General features: G+C 44.7%; 19 protein-coding genes and 1 pseudogene. 3 read left to right on the top strand and 17 right to left on the bottom strand.

Annotation, left to right across the window (positions count from 1 at the left end):
- Positions 1–114 precede the first annotated feature (114 nt).
- The 4 genes and pseudogenes from FM038_RS06940 to FM038_RS06930 form a co-directional block, all read right to left on the bottom strand.
- Positions 115–1710 (bottom strand): ABC-F family ATPase, encoded by a 1596-nt coding sequence (locus FM038_RS06940; protein WP_142872572.1) that lies wholly within the window; start codon positions 1708–1710, stop codon positions 115–117.
- Positions 1711–2092: 382 nt separating this feature from the next.
- Positions 2093–2401, bottom strand: a complete 309-nt coding sequence (locus FM038_RS06935) for a hypothetical protein (RefSeq protein ID WP_142872571.1) — start codon at positions 2399–2401, stop codon at positions 2093–2095.
- Between the two features lie 303 nt (positions 2402–2704).
- Positions 2705–2884, bottom strand: a pseudogene (locus FM038_RS25425) (hypothetical protein); the annotation flags it as partial.
- 28 nt (positions 2885–2912) lie between these two features.
- Positions 2913–5222 carry a heavy metal translocating P-type ATPase gene (locus FM038_RS06930; protein WP_142872570.1) on the bottom strand — a complete coding sequence of 770 codons (2310 nt, stop codon included), beginning with the start codon at positions 5220–5222 and terminating at the stop codon, positions 2913–2915.
- A 214-nt stretch (positions 5223–5436) separates the two neighbouring features.
- On the opposite strand from FM038_RS06930, the gene FM038_RS06925 reads away from it, so the two are divergent.
- Positions 5437–5820: a MerR family DNA-binding protein gene (locus FM038_RS06925; protein WP_142872569.1), complete on the top strand. Its 384-nt coding sequence runs from the start codon at positions 5437–5439 to the stop codon at positions 5818–5820.
- 40 nt (positions 5821–5860) lie between these two features.
- Here FM038_RS06925 and FM038_RS06920 read toward each other — a convergent pair whose 3' ends face one another.
- From FM038_RS06920 to metA, 10 genes are all read right to left on the bottom strand, one after another.
- A complete protein-coding gene (locus FM038_RS06920) occupies positions 5861–7906 on the bottom strand; it encodes a S9 family peptidase (RefSeq protein WP_142872568.1) in 2046 nt (681 codons plus the stop codon).
- A 39-nt stretch (positions 7907–7945) separates the two neighbouring features.
- Complete coding sequence (locus FM038_RS06915; RefSeq protein ID WP_185965772.1) at positions 7946–8191, bottom strand: hypothetical protein; 246 nt, start codon at positions 8189–8191, stop codon at positions 7946–7948.
- A 189-nt stretch (positions 8192–8380) separates the two neighbouring features.
- Complete coding sequence (locus FM038_RS06910) at positions 8381–9139, bottom strand: SDR family oxidoreductase (protein ID WP_142872567.1); 759 nt, start codon at positions 9137–9139, stop codon at positions 8381–8383.
- Positions 9140–9143: 4 nt separating this feature from the next.
- On the bottom strand, positions 9144–10064 hold the full coding sequence (gene mmsB, locus FM038_RS06905) for a 3-hydroxyisobutyrate dehydrogenase (RefSeq protein WP_142872566.1): 921 nt from the start codon (positions 10062–10064) through the stop codon (positions 9144–9146).
- A gap of 83 nt (positions 10065–10147) precedes the next feature.
- Positions 10148–11275 (bottom strand): enoyl-CoA hydratase/isomerase family protein, encoded by a 1128-nt coding sequence (locus tag FM038_RS06900; protein WP_142872565.1) that lies wholly within the window; start codon positions 11273–11275, stop codon positions 10148–10150.
- The gene (locus FM038_RS06895; protein ID WP_195873220.1) at positions 11275–12048 is read right to left on the bottom strand and encodes an enoyl-CoA hydratase; all 774 of its coding nucleotides are present in this window, start codon (positions 12046–12048) and stop codon (positions 11275–11277) included. The genes FM038_RS06900 and FM038_RS06895 overlap by 1 nt, the downstream gene beginning before the upstream one ends.
- A gap of 69 nt (positions 12049–12117) precedes the next feature.
- Positions 12118–13275 carry an acyl-CoA dehydrogenase family protein gene (locus FM038_RS06890; protein WP_142872564.1) on the bottom strand — a complete coding sequence of 386 codons (1158 nt, stop codon included), beginning with the start codon at positions 13273–13275 and terminating at the stop codon, positions 12118–12120.
- Positions 13276–13681: 406 nt separating this feature from the next.
- The gene (locus FM038_RS06885; RefSeq protein ID WP_142872563.1) at positions 13682–15187 is read right to left on the bottom strand and encodes a CoA-acylating methylmalonate-semialdehyde dehydrogenase; all 1506 of its coding nucleotides are present in this window, start codon (positions 15185–15187) and stop codon (positions 13682–13684) included.
- 62 nt (positions 15188–15249) lie between these two features.
- Positions 15250–16440 carry a thiolase family protein gene (locus FM038_RS06880; RefSeq protein WP_142870884.1) on the bottom strand — a complete coding sequence of 397 codons (1191 nt, stop codon included), beginning with the start codon at positions 16438–16440 and terminating at the stop codon, positions 15250–15252.
- Positions 16441–17285: 845 nt separating this feature from the next.
- Positions 17286–18233 (bottom strand): homoserine O-acetyltransferase MetA, encoded by a 948-nt coding sequence (metA, locus tag FM038_RS06875; protein ID WP_142872963.1) that lies wholly within the window; start codon positions 18231–18233, stop codon positions 17286–17288.
- Between the two features lie 406 nt (positions 18234–18639).
- Here metA and FM038_RS06870 point away from each other — a divergent pair, with 406 nt between their 5' ends.
- The gene (locus FM038_RS06870; protein WP_142872562.1) at positions 18640–20217 is read left to right on the top strand and encodes a BCCT family transporter; all 1578 of its coding nucleotides are present in this window, start codon (positions 18640–18642) and stop codon (positions 20215–20217) included.
- A gap of 112 nt (positions 20218–20329) precedes the next feature.
- On the opposite strand, the gene FM038_RS06865 is transcribed toward FM038_RS06870, so the two are convergent.
- Together FM038_RS06865 and FM038_RS06860 are read right to left on the bottom strand one after the other, a co-directional pair.
- Complete coding sequence (locus FM038_RS06865; RefSeq protein WP_142872561.1) at positions 20330–21046, bottom strand: 3'-5' exonuclease; 717 nt, start codon at positions 21044–21046, stop codon at positions 20330–20332.
- Positions 21047–21049: 3 nt separating this feature from the next.
- On the bottom strand, positions 21050–22933 hold the full coding sequence (locus FM038_RS06860) for a DUF294 nucleotidyltransferase-like domain-containing protein (RefSeq protein ID WP_142872560.1): 1884 nt from the start codon (positions 22931–22933) through the stop codon (positions 21050–21052).
- A 227-nt stretch (positions 22934–23160) separates the two neighbouring features.
- Here FM038_RS06860 and FM038_RS06855 point away from each other — a divergent pair, with 227 nt between their 5' ends.
- Positions 23161–23928 (top strand): SDR family NAD(P)-dependent oxidoreductase, encoded by a 768-nt coding sequence (locus tag FM038_RS06855; protein WP_142872559.1) that lies wholly within the window; start codon positions 23161–23163, stop codon positions 23926–23928.
- 68 nt (positions 23929–23996) lie between these two features.
- Here FM038_RS06855 and ompW read toward each other — a convergent pair whose 3' ends face one another.
- On the bottom strand, positions 23997–24683 hold the full coding sequence (gene ompW / locus FM038_RS06850) for an outer membrane protein OmpW (protein ID WP_185965771.1): 687 nt from the start codon (positions 24681–24683) through the stop codon (positions 23997–23999).
- Positions 24684–24889 lie beyond the last annotated feature (206 nt).

Below are 24889 nucleotides of genomic sequence, written 5' to 3'. Positions count from 1 at the left end.
TACGGGTTTAGTGAAACTAATGAACAGCAATGACGAGTCAAAAACTGGATATAAAAAAACCAGTTAGCTAGCTAACTGGTTTTATTGACGGCGCATTAAGCAGGGTGAGAGAAGTTAAGCCTCAACACCTTTACTCGCCAAGAACTCATCATAAGTTCCTTTGAAGTCGTTGATGCCATCTTTACTGATCTCTATGATACGAGTCGCAAGAGATGATACAAATGCACGGTCATGGCTGACAAACATCAAGGTGCCTTCATACATTTCGAGTGCATTGTTTAATGACTCGATTGATTCCATATCCATGTGGTTAGTTGGCTCATCCAGCAATAAGATATTTGGCTTCTGCATGATCAGCTTACCAAATAACATCCGCCCTTTCTCACCACCTGAAAGCACTTTAACTGACTTCTTAATGTCATCAGAGCCAAATAGCATACGGCCTAAATAACCACGAACAGACTGATCGTCATCTTCTTCTTTGCGCCACTGGCTCATCCAATCAAACAAGGTCATGTCATTTTCGAAATCTGACTCATGATCCTGTGCGTAGTAACCAATCGCTGAGTTTTCAGACCATTGAATGGTACCGCTATCCTGTGGGATATCGTGAATAAGCGTACGTAACAATGTCGTCTTACCTACACCGTTTTCACCAAGAATTGCGATACGCTCGCCAACTTCAGCCATGATATTAATGCCTGAAAATAGTGGAACGTTATCGAAGCCTTTAGTTAGCTCTTCGACGATCAAGGCGTTACGGAACAATTTCTTCTCTTGCTCGAAGCGAATAAACGGATTCACACGACTCGATGCTTTTACTGCATCAATCTTAATCTTATCGATTAACTTAGCACGTGATGTCGCCTGCTTAGCCTTTGATGCGTTAGCCGAGAAACGCGCGACGAAACCTTGAAGTTCAGCAATCTGTGCCTTCTTCTTCGCATTATCAGACATCAAACGCTCACGAGACTGTTGAGCCGCCATCATGTACTCATCATAGTTACCAGGGAATAGGCGTAGTTCGCCGTAATCCAAATCAGCCATATGAGTACACACTGAGTTTAAGAAATATCTATCGTGAGAAATGATGATCATGGTGCTGTTACGCTGGTTCAACATCTCTTGTAGCCAGCGAATAGTATCGATGTCCAAGTTGTTGGTAGGCTCATCGAGAAGCAGCACATCTGGATCTGAGAATAGTGCCTGGGCCAATAAAACACGAAGTTTAAAGCCTGGAGCGATTTCGCCCATTAGGCCAAAGTGTTGATCAACACCAATACCTACGCCCATTAGCAGTTCACCCGCACGAGATTCAGCGGTGTAACCGTCCATCTCAGCAAACTCCATCTCAAGCTCAGCAACCTTGATACCATCTTCTTCAGTCATCTCAGGCAGAGAGTAGATACGGTCACGCTCTTTTTTCACTTCCCAAAGTTCTTCATGACCCATGATCACGGTATCAATAACGTTGAACTCTTCGTAACCAAACTGATTCTGGCTTAACTTACCTAAACGCTCGTTCACGTCTAAAGAAACGTTACCCCCAGTAGGTTCAAGTTCGCCACCTAAGATCTTCATAAAGGTTGACTTACCACAGCCGTTAGCGCCGATCAGACCGTATCGGTTGCCGCCGCCAAATTTGACTGAGATGTTTTCAAACAGTGGCTTAGCGCCAAACTGCATGGTGATATTAGCTGTAGTAATCAAGTGTAAAATTCCAAAATTCTGTTATGAGATGCGCTATAAAGTAGCAGTGAGTCTTAGCTAAATCGGCTTCATTAAAGTCGATTCAAAGCTAGCTGGAGTATAAAGTGTAGATATGACGAAAATATTCCAAGCCCACGCTTCTAGGATAAAAATCAAGCGCGGCATTATAGCTATCCGAGGCTAATTTATCAACTGTCCAACACGTGGAAGCACTCATTTTAGTACATTATTCGAGCAGGCGAAATATGTTTCTGCCTTAGTGGGGAAATACACGACAACCTCCTTATTCATATTCATTTTCCCAATGAATAATGAGGCTGTATCGATGTAAGCTTACAGCTAACTAAAAATGTATTTAAAAACTGAACAGAGCCAATGGATTCTACAGATAGGATTTTTGGCAGATGTCCAACTTTTTACGGGCATTTTTCTTCTTGGTGGTGCGCTTAGCTTTACGTAGATCTACTTCTAGCTTGTTTTGCGCATCTTTATAAGAAAAGCCTATCTTATCTAGCATCTTGCGTGATTTATTTTTAAAGCGACTCATCTTTAGATCATCATTTAACAGCTGGGCATAGCTGTAACAATCAACTAAGTGATTATATTCCTTCAGCTTAGGTCCTTTAGCTGGCGCTGCACTAACTAGCATAGGTAGAGTGAGCATAAGCGCAGTAATTACAATTTTTTTCATGGCAAGTTTCCAATGTCTAAAGGGAATTAACTTAATATTGTGAGTGATTTAATGTGTAAAAAACGTGCCCACATTTATTGTTCGCTATTATATCCATGAAAACCCAAAGTGAAACACCTGTATACACATCAGAATGTATGACCCTGGTGATTAGTCACAAGGGAGGCCTGCAATCACAGGGCTAAGTAATATTCCGGTAAGTGGAAACAAGACGCCTGCTGCAACTGGTATGCCTAAACGGTTATAGATACATGACTATCCGAATAGGTTTTATTCGGGCTCCTGACTCAAGCAGCAATCAAGCTACCGGCTCAACTTCACATGTCTTAGCCTGTTAGCGTTAGTCACTACCGTTAATGAGGACAAAGCCATCGCAGCCCCTGCAATCACAGGGCTAAGCAATATTCCAGTTAGGGGGAATAGAACTCCTGCTGCGACGGGGATGCCCAAACTGTTATAGATACATGACAACCCAAATAGATTTTATTCGGATTGTCATAGGTAAATAAAACTAGCGAGTTAACTTCACATGCCTTAAACGATTAGCATTGGTGACCACAGTCAAGGATGAAAGTGCCATCGCAGCCCCTGCAATCACAGGGCTAAGCAATATTCCAGTTAGGGGGAATAGAACTCCTGCTGCGACGGGGATGCCCAAAGAGTTATAGATGAACGCGCCAAAGAGGTTCTGCTTGATGTTCCTCATGCTGGCATTAGCCAGAGCAAACGTGTCGGCTAATACTGACAAACGTCCGGTCAGGAAGGTCAAATCGGCACTCTCGATAGCGACTTCGGTGCCATCTCCCATGGCAATACCCACATCGGCACTCATTAAGGCGGGCGCATCATTGATACCATCTCCTACCATGGCAACGACTTCTCCGCTCTCTTTCAGTTCGATAATCTTAGCCTGTTTCTGCTCGGGCAAGACTCCGGCAATCACTTCGTCTATGCCCACTTCATCGGCAACGGCCTGCACAGTCTCTTGCTTGTCACCGCTGAGTAATATCACCCGTTTACCGGCGCGCTTAAGCGCGGCGATGGCTTCTTTGGCATCGGATTTCACTGGGTCGCTAATGGCAATAACAGCGACTAAGCGCCCTTCTTGTGCCACATAAACCGGAGTATTACCAAGCAGGGCTAAAGTCTGAACCTCATCTTGTAGAGCATCGACACCCGATATGTTCTCCATGGTCATCAAACTCATATTGCCAATGGCCAGCTCAACACCAGAGACCATGCCCACTATGCCTTTACCTTGAATATTGTTGAAACGTTCAGGTTCGACCAAATTTAGGTCTCGCGTCTTGGCGGCATCCAGCATGGCCTGGGCTAATGGGTGCTCAGAATGTTGCTCGAGACTCGCCACCAGGAATATGAGCTTCTCAGAGACAGAGGCTTTATTCTCGCTTTCACTTGCACTTGCGCTTTGGTCATCACAGTCAAGCAGGCGAATATCGGTTACCGATGGCTTACCAGCTGTAATGGTTCCCGTTTTATCTAGTACTACAGTGGTCACTTTACTCGCAGTTTGTAGCGCTTCACCATTTTTGATTAACACCCCCATCTGTGCGGCTCGTCCGACTGATACCATGATAGACATAGGTGTCGCTAATCCGAGGGCGCAAGGGCAAGCTATGATAAGAACGCTTGTTAACACGATGAGTGCATGTGATATCTGAGGCGCTGGCCCCGCTAAATACCACACCATAGAAGCGGCTAGGGCAATGATCACCACCACAGGAACAAAGTAAGCCGATATCTTATCCGTGAGCCTGCCTATGGGCATTTTTGATGTTTGCGCCTGCTGAACCAATTCGATGATTTTTGATAGACGCGTATCGGTTAACCCAGCGGTCACACGATAGATGATGCTGCCATTGCCGTTAACCGTGCCGGCACTGAGCGTATCGCCAACGCTTTTAGACACAGGAATGGGCTCACCGGTTAACATGGACTCATTGAGGTTCGAATCACCATTCAATACCTTACCGTCCAAGGCGACTCGACTACCAGGCTGCAGTCTCAGCATGTCACCTACTTGTATTAGAGCGATTTCAACTTCTTCGTCACCATTTTCAGATATTCTAATTGCCGTGGTCGCCTGCAAGCCTAGAAGGCGCTGAACCGCTTCACTGGTCTTGCCCTTAGCCCTGAGCTCCAGCGCATGGCCTAAATTAATCAGACCCAAGATCATCACACTGGCCTCAAAGTACACATGACGGGTCTCGGGCGGAAACCAAGAAGGCATGATCACCACCAGCATAGAATAGGTCCACGCGGTTGTGGTGCCGAGCACAATCAAGGTGTCCATATTGGCACTGCGCGCCTTAAGTGCACGCCACATTCCCTTATAGAAGTGTCCACCTGTGGTCACTAGCAGGATAAATGTGATTATACCCATGGCGCCCCAAGCCAATTGTTGGCTGGGGTTATTCACCATCATCTCACCGCCTAGCAACCCCCACAGCATCATAGGCACGCCTAGGCCCAAGCCAAACATAGATTGGATGATACGGGTACGGTACTCGACGCGCTCAGCTTCAATTTTATTCTCGCTGGCAAGCTTAGCATCCAGTACCAGTTCGCTGTCATAACCGACACTTGCCACAGTTGCTATGGCAAGTTCACTGCTGATATCGCCCTGGATTTGTACCTGCTTGTCGGCCAAATTTACCCGTGCAGCCACCCGTGCGGCGACTTTAGTATCCACACCTGGCAGTGATAATTTTTCAAATGCACCTTCAATTTTGGCAACACAACTGGCGCAGTTCATTTGCGGCACATATAAGGTCATGCTATTGATATTTTTCATGATCATTGATCCCCCATACTCAAGACATTGAGTCTCGATAAAAGCTGTTTTAAATGGCTTGTTCCCATTTCACTGCACTTAGGTTAATGTCTCCCCTAATAGGAGAGTCAAATCTTTCTTGAGAATAAATTATCTTTATTGAATTTTGCGTTGCTCAGCTGAATTCGATCTTATAAAAATGTAGCCAAGAGATAAAAACGATTAACTTAGGAGACGTGTAATGAAAATTGGTGAAGTGGCAAAAAAGACTGGTCTATCGGTTAAGAGTATTCGTTATTATCACGATATAGGCCTTATCTGCGCCGCGCGGGGTGAGAATGGCTACAGAGAATATGATAAACCTCAGGTCGACTCGCTTAACTTTATCAGTCACAGTCGCGACTTAGGTTTCTCTTTAGATGACTGCCGCTCTTTGCTCGATCTTAAGCTCAACCAAGAAAGAGATGCCGAAGATGTAAAACGTCTGGCTAAGACTCATCTTGAGATGGTGAGCGAGAGAATAACTAAGTTGCAGGCACTAGAGAGCCAGTTAAAACATCTAATTAAGGATTGTCGCGGCGGCCATCAACCGGACTGCGCCATACTGAGCGGGCTCAGTGAATAACTAGGCTAACCCAGTTAAAAACAGGTGTTCTAAAAGACATCTAGTGTTTATTTAGCCGGTGAGCATTCTCAATTTTTAAGCTTGGGATATCACCGGCAGGAGTAAAACCAAACACCTTGCCATAAAAATAGAGCTCAGCTTCTATTGATATCATTTGGTTTTTCGGATGCTTTAAGGCATGGCCCTCACCTTTAAACTCCAAATAAGCTGTTGGCACACCTCTGGCTTTAAGCGCATTGAACACTCGGACAGACTGCTTAGTAAAAACTACTGTGTCACCGCCCCCTTGTATTAATAATAATGGCTCTTTAAGCTCCTCAAGGTGATGAAGTGGCGAGCGCTCATAATAGACATTATTCTCAGGACTGTTTTTACCGACTAATTGATCTAAGTAACTGGATTCAAACTTATGAGCATCTTGTCTCAATAACGCCATATCACTAATGCCGGCATAACTAACGCCAGCCTTAAACGTATCGTAAAATGCCAACGCTGATAGCACAGTCAGACCTCCGGCGCTCGAACCTCTCATCGCCAGTTTAGTACCATCTACCCAGCCTTTATTAACCAGATATCCAGCCGCTCGAACCGCATCTTTTACATCCGCCTTGCCCCATTCCCCATAAAGACTTTGGCGATAAGCTCTTCCAAAACCAGAACTGCCACGGTAGTTAAGATCCAACACGGCAAAGCCTCGACTGGTCCAATACTGGATATCTCGTCTAAAAGCCAAACTGGCCTTTGCTGTCGGGCCTGAATGCAGCATCACAATTAGCGGAGGTCTGGTGTTATTAGGAGCGATAAAATCCGGGTTGTTCGGACCATAAAAATATCCATATATAGTCATGTCATCATCAGATTTAAAACTGATGCTCTTGGCTCTTGATACATAGCTTGGATCTAACACTGTCAGCTTGGGGGAATAAATTAATTCAGTGCCACGTCCATTGACTCGGTATATGCCTTTTTCAGGTGTCACCTTATTACCGACAAAATAGATCCCTGCCTCACCTTTGACCACTTGGGTGATTTCCCCGAAGTCGACGGCGATGGACTCAGTGAGCCCCGTATCAAGAAAGATGCGGATCAGCGAGGCTTTTCCTTTATCAATGAAACTAGCGACAATGGTGTTTTCTGACTCAAAGGCATAATTGTGATTACCTAACTTCCAATCGGGTACCGCAAATTCAGCATCTTTATCCAGCACTTGTTCCAATAAGCCATCGGGGCTAATACGATATAAATTCCACCAATTATCGAAGTCTGCCACAAAATAGAGCACACCATCGGGACTGAACAGAGGTTGGGTGATTGAACCTCGCTTATCTGCCAGCAATCGAGTCTTGTTGTGAATGCCACCTTTAGGATCGAGCTCACCAATCCAGAGTTCAGTATGATCCCAAGGCATATTGGGATGTTGCCAGCTGATCCAGGCTAACTGTTTCATATTCGGAGAGACTTTAGGTGACGCATAAAAATCAGCCCCCTCTGCAAGTGGCTCACCTTCTGCGACAAAATTAAGGTTCACTCCCACGATACTAGACACAGGCTCACCCGCTTTCCTATGGTCTTCTCTAATACAGATAATGCGGGAGCCTTTGGGGTATGACACACAATCAGCATGACGAGTACCAGGTAAAGTCAGGGGGACAGGTGATTGATTAGGTGCAATACGATAGAGTAGTTGGTCGTCAGCTTTAGAGGCAAAAATACTCTGACCTATCGCTAAGAAAGGCGAGCCTCCATACTCGTGAACCTTAGTCCTCACATCAAACTCGGCACTCAGAGCATCGACCAAAGAGCCATCGTTTAATAAACGTTTAATTCCCATGCGACCATCAGCCGTTGAATCTGACTGGATAAAGTAAAGGGCATCATTAACGCTCTGCAATTCGCCAAAATCATCGGATAGCCCATACACATCTTCGGCTGAAATGGGAGATGTCCAGCTAGCATAAGGGGCAATTGTTCGGCCACCCTGCTTATCCACAACTTGAACAGATCTGGTATCGGGCTTTCCACATCCCGTTAGCAAACTGATAAGAAAAATAGAAACAATGAAAGTAACATAAACGGGAAGTTTCATTATTTTCTCCTTTGTAGAGCTAGATATACTGGCTGAGATTTATTTTCTGACAATTTTTTTCTTTAACCATTCAAAGACTTCTAACTGCCGTTTACGACTTAAGCCATAAAAGACACAAATCCAAGGGGAAAGCAGCAGATACCAAGGTAAAATCGAAGTATCCCGGCCACTGAAGAGCAGATAAAAAAAGCCCAAGTAGATAACGATAATGCCTAATAATCCAACGAACAACATTAAATTTCTAGTCACTTTTTCTAACCAAACCATCTTCTTATCAAACCTCAACTCACAGTTCCCCTTTCATCGAACATTATCACTTATCATAAGCAGTTATGTAAGTACTTGTGTAGGTCTAATTGTTAAATGCTGTTAATGGGAAAACAAAAAACGGGCCTAGGCCCGTTTTATTACGATCATACTTGTCCTACACACTAGAGCCTAGGAACTTGTTCCCAGTTTCTAGACACTTAGAGTCTATATTCTAATGCCACCATCAATTTCGAATATACGACCATTAACATAATCATTTTCAATGATGAACTTCACCGTAGATGAGATCTCTGATGGTTGACCGAGACGTCCGACTGGCACCATTTTCTCTAGGCGTTCTAATGCTTCCGGCTTCATCGCAGCAGTCATTTCAGTTTCAATCACACCTGGAGCGACTGCCACACTACGAATATTGTATCTGGCTAACTCTTTTGCCCAGCCAACAGACATGGCTGCCACACCCGCTTTAGACGCCGAATAATTAGTCTGACCCACATTACCAGCCTTAGCTAAGCTAGAGATATTGATGATCACACCCTCTTGCTTAGACTCGATCATCGCAGCAGCAGCTTCACGTCCACATAGGAATGAGCCGGTTAAATTAACATTGATCACCGCCTGAAACTGCTCTAATGACATACGACCAGTCACCTTGCCTTCTTTGGCTTTGACTAACATGCCATCTAATAATATCCCGGCATTATTAACCAACACGTTTACCTGACCAAAGTCTTCCAAAATATAACCAAAGCCAGCGACCACATCTTCTTCATCGGTAATATCGAAGGCATAACCTTGCACTTCGGTCCTGTCTCCAATATCGGCACAAGCACGTTCAAGCTTCTCTTGATCGACATCGATAAGGGCCAATTTAGCGCCGGCTTCGGCTAAATCCAACGCCATAGCCAAACCAAGTCCACCAGCACCACCAGTAATGACCACAACCTTATCTTTTAAGTCCATTGATTTACCCTTTGCTTTTAATTTGTTTTACATTATTAAATTGTTCAAAAATACTCGAAAAATCTCGTTCGCCATTGCCTTGACGAGCATGATTAACATATAAACTGCGAGCTAATGCGCCCATTGGCGTACTCGAATTCGAGAGCAGTGCCGCTTCTTGGGACAAGCCAAGATCTTTAACCATAAGATCTACCATAAAGCCGCCCTGATAGCCGTTCGATGAAGGCACTGATCCCATCACCTCTGGACAAGGATTATATTTATCTAGCGTCCAATTACCACCACTACTGACCTTCATTATCTCAGAAAGTACTTTAGGATCTAAGCCATGATCGATTCCCATCTGCAAAGACTCACTGGTTGCTATCATCAACACTGATAGCAGCATGTTATTACAGATCTTGGCCACTTGACCGGCACCAGGTCCGCCAGCATGCAAAATATTAGCGCCCATATGAGTTAACACTTTAGAGGCTTGTTCAAAGGCTAGATCACTGCCGCCACAAATAAAGGTTAATGTCCCCGCTGCCGCACCAGCTGTACCACCAGATACGGGCGCATCGATAAATTCTAACCCTTTACTTGCCGCCACTTCAGCGACCAGCTTAGCACTTTGCGCATCTATGGTTGAGCAGTCGATCAACAAGGTTCCACTAGCTACAATATCAAGCAAACCCTTTTCAGAGCTGCCTTCACCTAAGTAGAGTGAGCGGACATGCTTACCCGCTGGCAGCATAGTGATCACCACATCGGCGCCCGCCGCCGCCCCACATGCCGTTGGTGCACTTAATGCGCCTAGCTCTGTCAGCGACTTCATCGTTTCAGGAACAAGGTCAAACACTTTTACTGTCGCACCTGATTTTACTAAATTGGCCGCCATCGGCGCACCCATGTGTCCTAATCCGATAAATGCAATTGTTGTCATCTTTTGATCCTTAAATCTAAGAAAATCCCTGCTAAACCATATTTGATACCAATAGGGTTAACACCTGTTCGCTTATTCTAAAACTAGACTAAATTTGATAACGGATGTGACTCCTGTTGCCAAGGTGAAGACATCATCTTACCTATCAGTGCTTCGGGAATATCCTTAACCTCTTGATGCAACCATTTCGGCGAACGGTCTTTATCGATCAATAATGCTCTGACACCTTCCGAGAAATCACCGACGGCGCAGCAATTAACACTTAACCCCAGCTCAAAGCGAAACACCTCAGCCAGACTCATGTCTGTCCCCAATTGAGCTTGTTGGTAGATAAGCTGCAAGCTAATAGGACTGCCAGACAACATTGTTTTGATAGGACGTTCGAGCCAAGGTTCTGAACAATCAGTTTCAGTCACTCGCTGCAATATCTCGCTCAGTGAGCCAGACACTAGCCTGTTGATTTGATCCCTATGACTTTCAAGCAGGCCAGTCTGCAAGTTCGCAGTCCCTTGTTCACCGCAGCGATTGAGCTCGTCGGTCAATAGCTGATGATTCATTGCAGCCTCACTGCTCCAACTTAGCGTAGCCAAGTTATCGAGTAAGGCTTGTTTGTCATCATGATTAAGATAGTGGTTACCTATACCGACAAATTTGGAATCTGCCGCATTCATATTATAAGCCGTCAAACCCAAAAATAGACCCAGCTTGCCAGGCATGCGATTAAGAAAGTAACTGCCGCCCACATCAGGATATAAACCAATCGTCACCTCAGGCATAGCAATGCGAGAGTTCTCGGTAACGACTCGGTGACTCGCGCCCATCATCAAGCCAAGACCGCCGCCCATAACAATACCATTACCCCAAACGAGAACAGGCTTGTCATAGGTATCGATTAGGTGATCGAGGCGATACTCCTGCTCGAAAAACTCAGTCGCTTGCTCGGTTACCTCACCAGGGGCTTTAATCGATGCATGATAGATGGATCTAACATCACCGCCAGCACAGAATGCTTTCTCTCCTGCCCCATCGAGTAATATCAGAGCAATATCATCATCGCTCTGCCAAAGTTTGAGCTGAGCAAACATCAACTGAACCATCTCAAGATTTATCGCGTTAAGGGCTTTTTCCATATTCAGGGTCATGACCCCAATTTGCTTGCCAGACACCGTACCTAACGTTTGAAATATCACACTATTTGTAGAATGAGTCATTAGCAGTTCTTCCAGCTTGGCTTACGCTTTTCTAAGAACGCCGCAACCCCTTCCGTTTGATCTTCTGTATCAAACAAGTCAGCAAACAGCTCTCGCTCCAAAGGTAACGCATGGTTTCGTGGCATATTACGACCCGCCTGGATCAGCGTTTTACAGGCTTTTACGCTACTAGGACTTTGTCTAGCCACCTTGGCTGCTAACGCTATTGCTGTATCAAGTGCAGCCCCTGTATCGACCACTTCTTCGACCAATTTTAACTGCAGCGCTTTTTCTGCGTCAACTCGCTCGCCACATAAGATCATCCGCTTAGCCCAGCCTTCTCCCACTAGGGCTGTAAGATTTTGAGTTCCCCCAGCACAGGGCAATAAGCCGACGGTCGCTTCAGGCAATGCCATAACGGCTTGAGTTTCAGCAATACGAATATCACAGGCTAAAGCTACTTCTAAGCCGCCACCCATGGCATAGCCATTGATTGCCGCGATAGAGACGCCAGTAAACGCACTCAAGGCTTCGAACGCTTCGCCAAAACAGTTTGCCATTTTGGCAGCATTAGACTTATCACCATCGGCAAACAGTTTAAGATCGGCACCGGCAGAGAAAAACTTATCTCCTTCACCCGTGATCACTAAGGCATAAACTTGTGGATTGTCATTCAGGGCTTCCACTTTAACTTTAAGCAGTTGCAAACTTTCAGCAGTCCAAGTATTAGCTGGAGGGTTGTTCATAGTAATAACTGCAGTATTGCCTACAATTTCTTCTATTAAGGCTGTCATCTATCGCTTCCTTTTAAATCGAATCTGGCTTGCTACTTTAATCACTCTCGTTTGGTTACAGTGCGCTAGTTACAAAATCTGTCCTGCACTCTCATCGAGCAGACGACGGGCGATAATTAAGCGCATGATCTCGTTAGTGCCTTCCAGTATCTGATGTACACGCACATCACGTACGTGACGCTCTAGAGGATATTCGCGAATATAACCATAACCACCATGCAGTTGCAGCGCCGCATCACACACTTGAAAACCGATATCGGTGGCGAAACGTTTCGCCATGGCGCAATAAGCTGTCGCTTCTGGATCGCCACAATCGAGTTTAAAAGCGGCTAGGCGCACTAATTGCCTCGCTGCGACTAGCTCGGTTGCCATGTCGGCAAGTTTAAATTGCAGCGCCTGAAACGCTGCAATGGGTTTACCGAACTGCTTTCGCTCATTCATATATTGCGTAGCACGCTCTAGAGCTGCTTGAGCGGTGCCCACAGAGCAGGTGGCGATATTGATGCGACCGCCGTCTAAGCCCTTCATCGCAAAAGTGAATCCTTGACCCTCTTCGCCTAACAGGTTCGATACAGGTACTCGCACTTCATCAAAGATCACCTCACGAGTCGGCTGTGCGTTCCAGCCCATCTTATCTTCCGCTTTGCCGTAGGTGATACCTGCAGTATCAGCTGGCACCGCGATGGCTGAGATGCCTTTAGGGCCATCTTGGCCGGTACGGCACATCACCACCAGCATTTCAGTGGCGCCAGCACCCGAGATAAACATCTTGGCACCAGAGATCACATACTCATCGCCTTCTTTTACGGCTTTAGTTTTAAGTGATGCGGCATCGCTGCCCGCACCCGCCTCGGTTAGGCAGTATGAAGCCAACTTTTGACCCGTTGTTAGCGGCTCAGACCAATCTTTCCTCAAGGTTTCCGAGCCAAAGCTAGTGATCATCCAGGTCGCCATATTGTGTATAGTCAGCATGGCAGTGGTGGATGTGCAGCCCATGGAAAGTTGCTCGAAGATAATCGATGAATCTAGGCGTGATAGCCCCATGCCGCCTTCGCTTTCCGGTGAATATAGCGAGCAAAAACCTAGCTCTCCGGCACGTTGAATAACATCTTTGGGAAAGTGGTGTTCTTTGTCCCATTGAGCTGCAAATGGGGCGAGTTCGTCTTGTGAAAACTGTTGGGCTAGATCGGCAAATTGACGCTGATCATCACTGAGATTAAAATCCATCTAAGGTCTCCTAAGTATTTTTTATTTTTATTATTTGTTCCGCTCGATATTGAGTGCCAAAGTTGATATCAGTACTCAGTACTCAGTATTCCGTATTCCGTATTCCGTATTCCGTATTCCGTATTCCGCAGTAAGTTTTCATTTGCTAGATAAATGAAAGCAGTAGTTTCAATTTAACCTATCGCTTGGCCAGCGAGGCATGTGCAGATACTTCTTCGGGACGCTTTACACCCTCCATGGTCGCTTAACGAAAACATCCATGTTTTCGATACCCTCAGCCGCATCTACACTGGTTATCTATCTCTTCGAATACGCTTTATATAAACTCGAAGCCTATACTTATCATCAAACTACTGCATTACTTACAGCTTAAAACTTACAGCTAGCTGCTCGCAGCTAAAGTCGCCTATTTCAGGGTAATCGTCATATTAGGCTCAGCATGCTCGGCATCGCTTATCTGCGACTCGAACCAACGCGCTGTGATGGTCTTAGTTTCGGTATAGAAACGCACAGCCTGCTTGCCATATGCATGTTGATCGCCATAGAAACTGCCTTTCCAGCCAGTGAATGAGAAAAACGGCAGTGGCACAGGAATTGGGACATTGATCCCCACCTGACCCACTTCAATCTCGTGCTGATATTTACGTGCGACTGCGCCACTGGCGGTAAAGATAGAGGTACCGTTACCGTAAGGGCTATCATTGACAATGCCTATCGCCTCTTCAAGAGTTTCGGCTTCCATACAACACAGTACAGGGCCAAAAATTTCCTCTTTATAGATAGTCATCTCTGTGGTGACCTTGCTGAACATCGTCGGTCCTACCCAGTTACCCGCTTCATATCCCGGTACTGTAAACTCAGTTCCATCAAGCAAACACGTGGCGCCTTCGGCTTTACCTTGTGCAATCAAATCGAGCACTCTTACTTTAGCTGCGGGGCTGATAAGTGGACCGTAACCCGCGTCTTTATCATCCCAAAGGCCAGGCTTAACCTTAGCAATCGCCTCTTTTAACTCAGGGATCCACTCTTTCGCTGCGCCAACGAACACGGCAACCGATAACGCCATACAGCGCTGACCTGCAGCGCCAACGGAGGCACCGACTAAGTTATTAATCACTTGCTGCTTATTGGCGTCAGGCATGACGACACAGTGATTCTTAGCCCCTGCAAATGCCTGCACACGCTTAAGATTATCTGTGCCTGTCTTATAGATATATTGACCTACGCCGACAGAGCCAACGAAAGAAATGGCCTTGATATCCTGATGACGCAACAGCACATCAACCGCCGTCTTATCACCATGAACTAACTGCAGTACGCCTTTAGGGGCACCCGCTTCTTCAAATAGCTCCACTAAACGCTGAGGCGTCATCGGATCTTGCTCTGAAGGCTTGAGCACAAAAGTGTTACCACAGGCGATGGATAACGGGAACATCCACAATGGGATCATGGCAGGAAAATTAAACGGGGTAATACCAGCACATACGCCAAGCGGCTGAGAGTAACTGTAGGTGTCTATACTTCTAGCAACATTCTCAACGGTTTCGCCCATGATTAGCGTCGCAATATTACAGGCATGTTCTGCCACTTCGATACCACGCCAAACATCACCTTTGGCATCTTCAAATGTCTTACCCGTCTCTTGAGCCAGAATAGTTGCCAACTCATCATGATGCTCTTTCAGCAGATGCTGATATCTGAACATCACACGAGCACGCTCTGAAACAGGCACCTCTTTCCACGTTTTAAAAGCCGTTTTAGCGCTGCTAATTGCCGTTTCGACTTCTGCAACTGTCGCCGCATTAATCGTGGCGATAGCTTGATTATTAGCAGGGTTTGTCACCAAAATCTGCTGTTCTCCGCATCCATCGATAAATTGGCCATCGATATAGTGCTTCACTTGAATCGTCATCTTGTTATCCCTTCTCATAAACGCCACAGCCTAGAATCTAAGGTCTAGGTGCTAGAAAACCTCTAAACCTCAATAGCCATCGCAGTGGCTTCACCGCCACCGATACACAGTGATGCAACACCACGTTTGAGGCCGCGCGCCTTGAGGGCATGAATTAGAGTGACTAATAAACGTGAACCAGAGCAACCGATAGGATGGCCCAACGCACACGCACCGCCATTAACATTCACTTTGGATGCATCTAAAGACAGCTCTGAGATAGCCAACATGGTTACCATGGCGAAGGCTTCGTTGATCTCGAATAGATCCACGTCATCCTTACTCCAATTCACCTTATCGAGTAACTTGTTCATGGCGCCGACCGGTGCCGTGGTAAACAGAGAAGGCTCTTGCGCATGAGTCGTGTGGCCCTTGATGCTAGCAAGTATTGGCAAACCTAACACGTTGGCCTGCTTTGCGGTCATCAGCATTAGTGCAGCGGCGCCATCAGAAATAGAACTTGAGTTTGCCGCCGTAATGGTACCGTCTTTAGCAAATGCTGGACGCAGTGTGGGAATTTTATCGGGACGTGCATTACCTGGTTGCTCATCGGTATCGACAAGGGTGTCACCGCGTCGGCTCGAAACTGTGACTGGCGCTATTTCTGCTTTAAAAGCACCTGAGTCGATAGCTTTATTGGCTTTATCTAATGAACTCAGAGAGAAAGCATCCATCTGTTCACGGGTGATTTTAAATTCATCTGCAGTATTTTGAGCAAATGTGCCCATAGCACCACCGGTATAAGCATCTTCAAGACCATCGAGGAACATGTGGTCCATCACCTTACCGTGGCCCATACGCATACCACTGCGGGCTTTATCGAGTAAGTAAGGCGCTAGGCTCATACTTTCCATGCCGCCAGCGATCACAATTTCGGCACTACCAGCCTTGATAAGATCATGGGCTAACATAACCGTCTTCATGCCTGAACCACATACCTTATTGACAGTGGTTGCGCCAACACAAAGCGGTAAACCTGCACCTAAGGTCGCCTGACGTGCCGGCGCTTGACCAAGGCCAGCAGGCAGTACACAACCCATCAAGACTTCATCGATAGACTCTGCAGCCACCCCAGTTTGTACCATTAAGCTCTTAATCGCTGTCGCAGCCAACTTTGGAGACGGAACGGAAGATAGGGATCCTTGAAAGCCACCCATTGGGGTACGCTTTGCCGCTACGATGACGATCTCTTGGCTTAATTGTTCAGTACTCATTATCTGCTCCGTCGTTTATCGCTAACTAAAAATAGGTGATCTAGTTCAAGTTTATAACTAAAGAATAGCACTCTGACGTTTACGCGAACGTAAAGCAAGCGTAATGAGAAATATAAGATTAGTGACCAAGGGGGATTATTGTCACTCAAAATTTACACAGATAAATTTAATCGTAGGGAATATTTACCAGCGGAAGGAGTATGTGGAATGACGACGAACAAGCTAAGGTCTATTGACCTTTCATGCTTGCTTCTGCAGCGAGTCTTTACTCTTTTACTGTATGTATAAGCGACTACGCAGCAGAAATGGCAAACAAACACAGCCTAAAGGATTAACAATAAAAATCATAGAAAATGATTTTTATTGTTAGCAAGTTGAATCGAGTAAAAATATGGCTCACTAAACATCTGCTTCCCAAGGGGCAATCGCACTCATATCATCAAGATTAATATGAGACGTTAACTGATACTCACAACTCACTACTTACGACTCACTAAACATCTGCTTCCCAAGGGGCAATCGCACTCATATCGTCTAGGTTAATATGAGACGTTAACTGATACTCACTACTTACGACTCACTAAACATCTGCTTCCCAAGGCGTAATAGCACTCATATCATCAAGATTAATATGAGACGTTAACTGATACTCACTACTTACGACTCACTTAACATCTGCTTCCCAAGGGGCAATAGCACTCATATCATCAAGATTAATATGAGACGTTAACTGATACTCACAACTCCCTACTTACGACTCGCTAAACATCTGCTTACTAAGGGTCAATCGCACTCATATCATCAAGATTAATATGAGACGTTAACTGATACTCACTACTTACGACTCACTTAACATCTGCTTCCCAAGGGGCAATAGCACTCATATCATCTAGGTTATAGGGCGTTAACTGATAAACGTAATAGTTAAGCCAATTACTGACCAGTAAGCTTCCATGGCCATGCCAGCGAGCTACAGGCTCTTTATCTGGATCATTATCTCTAAAATAGTTTTGCGGAATATCAGGATTGAGCCCTTCAGCAAGATCGCGTAAATACTCATCTTTCAAAGTCATCTTTTGATATTCAGGGTGTCCCATCACAAATAGATTTCGACTATTTGTACTCAGCACCATGTATGCACCCGCTTCATCAGACTCAGTTAATACCTGCAGCGCAGGATGAGCCTTAAGTGCAGCCACATCGATTTGTGCGAAACGGGAGTGAGGTGCTAGAAACTCATCATCGAAACCCCGTAGCAAAGGGAAATGCTTATTGGTGCGTCGATGAAGGAAGACGCCAGAGCGCTTAGATTCTAATAGCTTTCTGTTTAAACCATACAAATGATAGAGAGCAGCATGAGCAGCCCAACAAAGAAATAGCACAGAAGTCACATGTCGTTGTGACCAATCTATGATCTCTCTGATATGGTCCCAGTAAGTCACATCTTCAAATTCAATCTGACCTAGCGGTGCGCCTGTGATAATCAACCCATCATAATTTTTTTGGCGAATGGCCTCAAAATCACGATAGAAGTTATTCATATGATCGATAGACGTGTGTTTAGACTCTTTATCATGGATTCTGAGCAGATCCACATCCACCTGCAGTGGTGTGTTTCCTAGTAAACGCAGCAATTGAGTTTCTGTCTCAATTTTATTTGGCATCAAATTGAGGATCAATACTTTCATCGGACGTATGTCCTGATTGGCTGCCCGAGTTTCGGACATAACGAAAATATTCTCTGACTCTAAAATGCCTGCTGCAGGCAGATTATCGGGAATTTTAACCGGCATACTGCGTCTCATCCTCTCTCTATTGATTAATCGTTTATCTCCTAATCATACATCAAGACCTCTAGATGTCCATACGTCCATCATAAAGTACTGACTCTAATGTTATTCTATTCTGCCTACGAACTGTAACAACCGCATCTATACTTGGCTATTTACAAGCAGGTTCTTTGTTCGATTTGGAATGCCTTGGGTCATCGCCGTCGCTGACACAAGAATGTCCCTAAAATTCGATAGATTTAACACTTAATGGGTCAACTAACTAAGAACTTGAAGCAAGAATTATTTAATCTTTTGTCTAAAAATGGCATAAGACGTGATTGCTTTCAGCATTAGGCTGCAAGTCGCCGCCTAATAAAGTAAAATAAAGCCACATTTTTCGAATGAAAGTTGTTCTAAACGAGGATCAATGAATACAAGAAAAGATAAATACAGTATTGATAATACCGATTACACAGTCGGGCAAGATAATATTCAAAAATGGGGTTTTGATGTTCACAACCCTGTTTTTGGGATCAGCGCAGCCTTAATTGGACTCTTCTTAATAGCCATATTGCTGGTCGAACCTGAAACATCAAAATCCGTATTAGATGGCATAAAATGGCAGATCATTGGGGCATTCGATGGTTTGTTTATGTGGTCTGCCAATATCTTTGTCCTGTTTTGTTTGGCAATGATTGTCTCCCCATATGGAAAAATCCGTTTAGGTGGTGATGAAGCAAAAACCGATTACTCGATGATGTCATGGATAGCAATGTTATTTGCTGCAGGCATGGGTATTGGATTAATGTTTTGGGGGGTTGCAGAACCTGTTGCCTACTTTACGGGTTGGTACGAAACACCGCTTAATGTTGAGCCAAACACAGCAGAAGCCGCTAAGCTGGCTCTTGGTGCCACAATGTTCCACTGGGGGCTTCACCCATGGGCGATTTACGGCGTGGTGTCACTGTCTTTAGCATTTTTCGCTTATAATAAAGGCTTACCGCTTTCCATGCGTTCAGTCTTTTATCCAATCCTAGGCGACCGTACTTGGGGCTGGCCAGGGCATGTTGTTGATATTCTCGCTGTGCTTGCCACTCTATTTGGTCTTGCGACATCTCTTGGACTTGGTGCACAGCAAGCCGCGAGTGGTTTCCACCATGTGTTCGGTATTGAAAACGGCTTAATGCTTCAAATCGCCATCATATTCATAGTGACGCTATTGGCCGTTGTATCGGTGATCCGTGGTATTGATGGCGGTGTCAAGATCATCAGTAATGTCAATATGCTGTTGGCGCTTGCATTAGTACTGTTTGTAATTTTAGTTACTTTTGCAGTATCCATGGGAACCATTCCAATCACTGTTATGGGATACATTGAAAACATTATTCCATTAAGTAACCCTATTGGTCGTGAAGACGAAGCTTGGATGCATGGCTGGACCGTTTTCTATTGGGCATGGTGGATTTCATGGTCTCCTTTTGTCGGCATGTTTATTGCGCGTATTTCACGTGGACGTACGATTCGTGAGTTTATGACAGCTGTGCTAATTGTACCAACGGTAGTGACTACACTTTGGATGTCAGTATTTGGTGGTGTTGCGATTAATCAAGTCATGAATAAAGTCGGTACGTTAGGCGAAAAAGGTTTAACAGAAGTGCCACTTGCAATGTTCCAAATGTTTGACGCATTGCCAATGGGTAGCATCTTGTCTCTACTTGCCATTGTGTTAGTGCTGGTCTTCTTTGTGACCTCATCAGATTCTGGTTCACTGGTTATTGATAGCATTACATCGGGTGGTAAAGTCGATGCGCCTGTTCCTCAGCGTGTGTTTTGGGCATTTATCGAAGGCGCGATTGCTGCGGCTTTGGTTTGGGTCGGTGGCACAGAAGCCATTGAAGCCTTGCAAGCGGGTGCCATTTCAACCGCCTTGCCGTTCACCATTATTTTGTTAGTGATGTGCGTCAGTTTAATCATGGGATTACGAACAGAAAGACGTCTTCGTTAATGTTCTGAACTGATAAATAAAATATAAACCGAGTGATGACTTATTTTGTAAATAAGGCATCACTCGGTTTTTTTATAGCCCTGAATTATAACCCTGATTTATAGATCGAGCTTTATAACCACAACTTCTTGATAGGTGTGTCTGGGCTGAAGTGGTGGTAGATTTGCGCTTGCAGTAGCTCAGCAGTCGCAATTGCATCGGTCAAGGCATCATGTGGCGGATAGGTTGGTAGATTATAGCGAGTGCGACTATTAGCAAGACGTATCGATTCTGGACGGGTATTTTTAAACCAATCTATGATTTTTTTCGGCCGAGCCTGCTGGATATCGGCTTCAATTTGCATGGTATCGATGACGGGAAAAACAATGCCTTCTTTGAACAAACTTCTAAGTGCAGCATCTAAAAAATCACGTTCAATTCTGCGATAATGCACCACCACAATTTTCCCAGCCAGCTCATCCAATAACTGCTCTAAGATACGCTGTAGATCCGGCGCACCTTTCAAATCTGAGTGGGTAATACCATGGATAATAATTGAATCTTCTTGGAGTTTATCTTCCGGCGTTATAAACCAGTGTTTCGCCTGTCTACAAGCGATTCGTTGCAGTGTAAAAGGGACTAGCCCAATGCTTATAATGCTGTTTTGATCTGCATCAAGACCTGTGGTTTCAAAATCTAAGGCAACAAAATCAATATCCTTAAGTTTGATCTCCTCATGGTAAGTGCTGGCATTATAAAATTTAGTCAATCGGCTATCTTTACTTTCTAGCGCTTTAATTTTCAAAAAAGCTTTCCAGTTTAAGATATCTTGATTACTGAAATTGCGCATTACTTACCCCTGCATGCTGTTGGCACTGTAGCGAAACTTTAAAAAGTTTTGCGCACTACTTAAGACCAAAAAGGCATCTTTTAGATTACGCCTTTCAAAATCGGACATGTTTTCAGGCTCGATATTGTTATCAGGCTCTTGATCTGACTCAATGTCTAGTGCTTGGTGGCGAATGCGAACCAAAGAGATAAACTCCATCGCATGTTGCAGATCTTTACCCTTTAATGGGGGTAAAATCCCCGCTTCGATGATGTCTTCTAATCGATCAAATGAATTCTGCGATTGAGATCCGATAGCAAGGGCGTGCACTCGAATGAGGTCGGCTAAAGGTGCTGTACCTCGCCTTTTTAAATTAATCGAGTTGTTATGGCGACCATCTTTTTCCATCACAAAGTCTTTAAAAAAACCAAGTGGTGGTGTGCGGTTTAATGCATTTCTAGCAAGACAGGCCAAGAAACGGTTGTTCTTTTTCGCCTTCCTCAGGATAAAGGCGTTCAACTGTTCAGCCCATTTGGGTCTGCCATACACACCGTAAAGATCGAAAAATATAGAGCAATTAAGCAAAGCTTGCGGGTTTGGGTTTTCAATCCAATCGGAAAAACACGCTTCCCATTGAAGTTGTGTTTTTCGATACTCAGGATTGGTTGCCATGATGTCGCCAGTACAATAAGTGTAGCCGCAAGCGGCTAAACCATCACAAACATAGGTTGCCAGAGCTTTGAAGTAGTCGCCGTGGAGTGACTCTTGATACTCGTTATCGAGGATCAGTGCATTATCTTGATCCGTCACGATAAGCTGTTCATCGCGGGCCATTGAGCCAAGCGCTAAGAAGCAGTACGGTACAGGCGGCGGCCCCAATTTTTCTTCAGCCAATTCAAGCAGACGCTGTTTAAAACTTCGGCCGATTTCAGACATGGCTCGACCCACCATATGCGAGTTGGCATCTTCGTTTATCATACGAACAAAACAGTCTTTGAGTTGATTCGATAGCATGATCAAATCTTCAATGCTGTTTTGCTGAAAAATACTACTGACAAACAACAAGCTGTTTTGAGACTCATAACGAATGATATCGCTGACTTCAATTAAGCCAATGGGTTGTTTATTTTTTAAAATAGGCAGGTGGTGAACGTTATAACGAAGCATTAGCAGCATAGCTTCAAAGATATAGGCATTGTGATCCAAAGAGATGAGTTCTGTAGACATCACCTCGACCACTTGGGTATCGACATCTAACCCTTGCGCGATCACTTTTGAGCACAAATCGCGCTCAGTAATAATGCCCACAAAGCTATTACCACCTTCATCGGAGAGGTTTGGATCATTGATAATTGCAGCAGAGACATTCTCTGCTGACATAATTTTGGCCACGTTCCGAATTGTGGTGGTGGTAGGGAGCATCACAGGCTCGCCACTGAGTAAGGTCTTTACCTTGGATGTGGTCAGTGAATTAGCATCATCACTATTATCTTCAACAGCTTGCTGTAATCTGATACTGCCTTCTACTTCAACAAAGTCGGCAAAGACATCATAACGCTCGCAAAATTCATCAAAAATATTTTCTGGAATGCAGTATAAAAGCGTGTCTTTAAGCGATTTGGCTGGATAACGAACTTTATTACTGGTCAGCAACCCCATTTGCCCAAATAAGCAACCTTGGTCAAGGCGGTTATACAGCTCACCAGTACGACGATATATCTCGACCACGCCACTGCGGATCATAAAGAGGTCGTGTATTTTATCATCAAATTCAATGATCATACTGTCAGCTCGGTAGTATGAGATCTCGACACTTTTTGACACTTCGATTAACGCTTTTTCTGGCAGTTGATCAAAAGGTGGGTACTGGCGGATGAAATTTCGAATTTCAAGTAGCTCGACTTCCATTATTCGCTCGATATTGATGATGATTTGAATATATGAACACCAGTATATGGTATCTACGGGATACATGCAGCTAGGGTATTTCTCAAACTCTTATTATTTATATTTATGTGTTTGCCATCGACAACTGAACAGGATAAACCTCACGCATCACAGCCTTTAGCTATTCATCTTGTCCTCTGTGTAATATCTCCCTATCATGAGTCACCCATTTGACGTCGAATAGCCTAATGACCAAAGCAACTGCCATTATTGTGGGCGCGAACTCACTTTTGAGTCGCGAAATAGCCAAACAACTTGCAGAGCAAGGTGTTGAGCTAGCCTTACTTGCACAAGATCCTGAATCTCTGAAAGAGTTCACTGAGACCCTTGCGACTAAAGCTCAAGTATATCCACTCAAGATTGAACAGCCCCAAGATATCATTACCACTCTGGAACACGTATGGCAAAGTATGGGCGGCGCGCATCTTGTCGTCGTAAACACTGGGCTTAATAGCTATGATCCACAATTACCTTGGCTTCCTGAACAAGACATTATAACCGTCAATGTACAGGGCTATGCCGCTATCTGTAATACCGCTTTTAAGCTATTCAGAGAACAAGGCTATGGCCAACTTGCCGCGATCAACTCTATTGCTGGACTCCGTGGCGGACCGAGTGTGGCTTACCACGCCTCTAAAGCATTCGCTAGCAATTACTTAGATGGTTTAAGCATGCATGCCCAAAGGCTCAAGTTGCCGATTACGATCACGGATATCCAACTTGGTTTGCTCGATAAAGCGGCGATGCAGCAAAGTCGCCTATGGTTATCTCCTCCCGGTGAGGTCGCCAGACAAATTATTAAAGCAATGCAGAAAGCGAAACGTAAAGTCTATGTCACCAAACGTTGGATGCTCGTCGCTTGGCTAACTAAACTCTTGCCTGAGTTTGTTTACAATACTCGCCATTGGCGTACCAAAGAAGAGCGTAAAGCAGCGCAAGCTGCCGGAAAAAAGTAATATTTCTCAATGTTTAAAATGTAAAAAGGAGCCCCGCAGGCTCCTTTTTACATTTCAAGATAAGCTAACTAGAATGTATAACCTACACTGATCATGTAAACCCAAGGGTTGATATCAGTTTCAATGGTTACAGGTACACTCGTGTCTGTTCCCGCATTGTCGAACGTATAGTTAAACTTAGCATCGGTACTAATTTGAGCGTACCAAACTGAAGCATTTACCAGCCATTGCTTATTCACCTGATAATCGATACCTACTTGACCTGCAACACCCCATGAATTACTCAGGCTTAAATCAGACAATCGACCATCCACATCATTGGTTATTTCATTATCAAAAAAATTGGTGAAGTTAACACCAACACCAATATAAGGGCGTAATTTAGAACCTGATGAGCCAAAGTAGTACTGCGCCACTAGAGTCGGTGGAAGCTGCTTAGTCTCTGCAACCTTACCCACACCATTGATAGATATATCATGGCTGAAAGGTGTTGCCGCCAACAGTTCGATTCCTATATTGTCAGTCAGCATATAGCCAAAGTTCAGACCTAATTGAGTATTATCACTCACTGAGAATTGGCCTAAATTACCTAAATCTGGGGTTTCAATATTTTGGCTAGATTCGTTAGGGGAAACCATAGCTGCACCAGCACGAACGATAAAATCACCTGCTTGGTGAGCTGAAACAGAAGAGGTAAAGCCTGCGGCCAGTAGGGTGGCTGCGATTAGACCTGAAACGATACTTTTGTTCATCATACTACTCCATTAATACAAGACTTATTGTCGCTTTTTATTATCATGATCATTACATTTGCGGGCATCCTGCCAGATCTAAACTCGCAACAAATTGATCCAAATCAACAAGCCGTCAGATACCTATTTATAAGTACGTCAAGGTGATATTGATCACGCTTTAATAACAAACATTGAAAATACACCTTAACATTTAGTGACCTAGGCCT

It is taken from the genome of Shewanella eurypsychrophilus (genome assembly GCF_007004545.3).
In the GTDB taxonomy this organism is placed as follows: domain Bacteria; phylum Pseudomonadota; class Gammaproteobacteria; order Enterobacterales; family Shewanellaceae; genus Shewanella; species Shewanella eurypsychrophilus.
This window is presented reverse-complemented; position numbering and strand designations above follow the sequence as displayed.

Excerpts from the sequence above, each read along its gene's own strand:
- FM038_RS06935 (WP_142872571.1), bottom strand. The coding sequence starts at position 2,401 with ATGAAAAAAATTGTAATTACTGCGCTTATGCTCACTCTACCTATGCTA.
- FM038_RS06930 (WP_142872570.1), bottom strand. The coding sequence starts at position 5,222 with ATGATCATGAAAAATATCAATAGCATGACCTTATATGTGCCGCAAATG.
- FM038_RS06925 (WP_142872569.1), top strand. The coding sequence starts at position 5,437 with ATGAAAATTGGTGAAGTGGCAAAAAAGACTGGTCTATCGGTTAAGAGT.
- FM038_RS06920 (WP_142872568.1), bottom strand. The coding sequence starts at position 7,906 with ATGAAACTTCCCGTTTATGTTACTTTCATTGTTTCTATTTTTCTTATC.
- FM038_RS06910 (WP_142872567.1), bottom strand. The coding sequence starts at position 9,139 with ATGGACTTAAAAGATAAGGTTGTGGTCATTACTGGTGGTGCTGGTGGA.
- mmsB (WP_142872566.1), bottom strand. The coding sequence starts at position 10,064 with ATGACAACAATTGCATTTATCGGATTAGGACACATGGGTGCGCCGATG.
- FM038_RS06900 (WP_142872565.1), bottom strand. The coding sequence starts at position 11,275 with ATGACTCATTCTACAAATAGTGTGATATTTCAAACGTTAGGTACGGTG.
- FM038_RS06895 (WP_195873220.1), bottom strand. The coding sequence starts at position 12,048 with ATGACAGCCTTAATAGAAGAAATTGTAGGCAATACTGCAGTTATTACT.
- FM038_RS06890 (WP_142872564.1), bottom strand. The coding sequence starts at position 13,275 with ATGGATTTTAATCTCAGTGATGATCAGCGTCAATTTGCCGATCTAGCC.
- FM038_RS06885 (WP_142872563.1), bottom strand. The coding sequence starts at position 15,187 with ATGACGATTCAAGTGAAGCACTATATCGATGGCCAATTTATCGATGGA.
- FM038_RS06880 (WP_142870884.1), bottom strand. The coding sequence starts at position 16,440 with ATGAGTACTGAACAATTAAGCCAAGAGATCGTCATCGTAGCGGCAAAG.
- metA (WP_142872963.1), bottom strand. The coding sequence starts at position 18,233 with ATGCCGGTTAAAATTCCCGATAATCTGCCTGCAGCAGGCATTTTAGAG.
- FM038_RS06870 (WP_142872562.1), top strand. The coding sequence starts at position 18,640 with ATGAATACAAGAAAAGATAAATACAGTATTGATAATACCGATTACACA.
- FM038_RS06865 (WP_142872561.1), bottom strand. The coding sequence starts at position 21,046 with ATGCGCAATTTCAGTAATCAAGATATCTTAAACTGGAAAGCTTTTTTG.
- FM038_RS06860 (WP_142872560.1), bottom strand. The coding sequence starts at position 22,933 with ATGGAAGTCGAGCTACTTGAAATTCGAAATTTCATCCGCCAGTACCCA.
- FM038_RS06855 (WP_142872559.1), top strand. The coding sequence starts at position 23,161 with ATGACCAAAGCAACTGCCATTATTGTGGGCGCGAACTCACTTTTGAGT.
- ompW (WP_185965771.1), bottom strand. The coding sequence starts at position 24,683 with ATGATGAACAAAAGTATCGTTTCAGGTCTAATCGCAGCCACCCTACTG.